This window comes from Rhodocaloribacter sp., assembly GCF_056451265.1.
Window position 1 is genome coordinate 1 of record NZ_JBWOPL010000110.1, and the last position, 2218, is coordinate 2218.

Here is a 2218-nt window from a genome sequence, read left to right on the forward strand (position 1 = left end):
CTCCGCCGGACGGCGGGTCAGCGCCGTGAAACAAGGGCGGAGATGGAGGGTTTGGGTCGATGGATTTCGTCGGGGCGTTTGTTTGAACGTTAGCGCGCACCCGGGTAAACGCTCCGGCGCGCTCGGGCAAGGAGGGTGAAGCGATGCAACCGAAACAGATCCTCGGGGCGCCGGAGGACGCCGTGCGGCATCGGCCCGAGGCACACCCGGCCGTACGCCGCCTGCGCATTTTCGACCTTCTCGTTTTCCCCTGCCCCGCGCATCGATGACTACTCCCCGACAGCCAGTTCCGGATGCCCTTCGCCGTCAGGTGGCGCGGCTCGACCGAAAGGTCGCCGCCCTCGACCGGCTCAGCCGCCGGTACTCGTGGGTGCGTCTCGGCATCGTGCTCGCGGGCATGGCGGCGGCCTTCGGAGCCTATCAGGTCGGCCATGCGGTGTTCGTGGGGCTGACGCTTGCCTGTGTCGCCGCGTTCGTCGTCGCCGTCGTGCTGCACCGGCGCGTGCTCCGGAGCCTGACGCGGCATCGGATCTACCGGCGCATCAAGGCGGCGCACGCGGCCCGCGCCGCGCTCGACTGGGACGCGCTCCCTCCGCCGCGGCCCGTCCCGAAAGCGGAGACGCACCCCTTCGAGACGGACCTCAACCTGACCGGGGAACGCTCCCTCCTTCATCTCCTCGACACCGCCGTTTCGGAAGGGGGGAGCGAACGACTGCGCTCGTGGCTCCTGACGACGATTCCCGACCCGGAGCGCATCGCCCGTCGGCAGGCCCTCGTGCGCGAGCTTGCGCCGCTCTCGGCTTTCCGCGACCGCCTCGCCCTCAACGGCGCGCTCGTAGCCGAGCGCCCGGACGCGCGGTGGGACGGCGACGGGCTGCTTGCCTGGCTGGGCCGTGAAGATCGCGGGAGGCTCCTGCCGTGGCTCGCCCTCCTCGGCGCGCTCGCGGCGGTCAACCTCACCCTGGCCGCCCTCCATTTCTCCGGCCTCGCTCCGCCGTGGTGGATCTTCACGCTCACCCTGTATGCATGGATCTACCTCCTCCGGCAACGCGATTACGGCCGGCTCTTCGACGAGGCGAACTATCTCGAAAAAACCCTGGGGCAGTTTCGGGCCGTACTCCTTTTTCTGGAGAACTACCGGTATGGGAAACACGAGCGGCTGGCGTGGCTGTGCGCTCCGTTTTGCCGCGCCAGGCGCAAGCCCTCGGCCGAGCTCCGGCGCATCACGTGGATCGCGGCGGCGGCGAGTTCTCAGAAAAGCGAGATCCTCTGGCTGGCGCTCAATGCCCTGATGCCGTGGGATCTGTTTTTCACCTATCGCCTCGACCGGCGCAAGGCGGCGATACGAGAGAAGCTGCCCGCGTGGCTCGACACGTGGTATGAGCTCGAAGCCCTCGGCGCGCTCGCCAATTTCGCCGGACTCCACCCCGGCTATGCGTTGCCGGAGGTGCGTCCCGAGGCCGCCGGTGCGAAGCCGCCGCTCTTCGAAGGCAAGGCGCTCGGTCATCCGCTTTTGCCGGAAGCCGTGAAGGTGCGCAATGACTTTACGATCCGTCACCTCGGCGAGATCGCCCTCATCACGGGCTCGAACATGTCGGGGAAAAGCACCTTTCTTCGCACCCTCGGCGTGAACCTGTGCCTCGCCTTCGCGGGCGGCCCCGTGGACGCCGCCGCGCTCCGCACCATCCCCTTCCGCCTCTTCACGTGCATTCAGGTCACCGACTCGGTCAACGACGGCATCTCGTATTTTTATGCCGAAGTGCGTCGCTTGAAGGCGCTCCTTCAGGCCCTCGAAGCCGATCATCCGTACCCGCTCTTCTTCCTCATCGACGAGATCTTCCGGGGCACGAACAACCGGGAGCGGCTCATCGGCAGCCGCGCCTTCGTGCGGGCGCTCGCCCACGGGCACGGCGTCGGCGCGATTTCGACGCACGATCTCGAACTGGTGCACCTGGCCGAGGAGGTCGAAGGCATCCACAACTTCCATTTTCGCGAGCAGGTGCGCGACGGGCGCATGGCGTTCGACTATCGCCTGCGCCCCGGACCGTGCCCGACCTCGAATGCGCTGAAGATCATGCGGATGGAAGGACTCCCCGTCGAAGAGGCTCCGCCGGACGGCGGGTCAGCGCCGTGAAACAAGGGCGGAGATGGAGGGTTTGGGTCGATGGATTTCGTCGGGGCGTTTGTTTGAACGTTAGCGCGCACCCGGGTAAACGCT

Annotated in this window: 1 protein-coding gene; it reads left to right on the forward strand. The window is 67.2% G+C overall.

Features of this window, described 5'->3' with window-relative positions; all coding sequences use genetic code 11:
* The first annotated feature begins 265 nt into the window (after positions 1 to 265).
* The gene (locus tag AC1HIY_RS16510; protein WP_479577899.1) at positions 266 to 2134 is read left to right on the forward strand and encodes a MutS family DNA mismatch repair protein; all 1869 of its coding nucleotides are present in this window, start codon (positions 266 to 268) and stop codon (positions 2132 to 2134) included.
* Positions 2135 to 2218: the final 84 nt, after the last annotated feature.

Coding starts and splice junctions, on each gene's coding strand:
- AC1HIY_RS16510 (WP_479577899.1), top strand. CDS start 266: ATGACTACTCCCCGACAGCCAGTTCCGGATGCCCTTCGCCGTCAGGTG.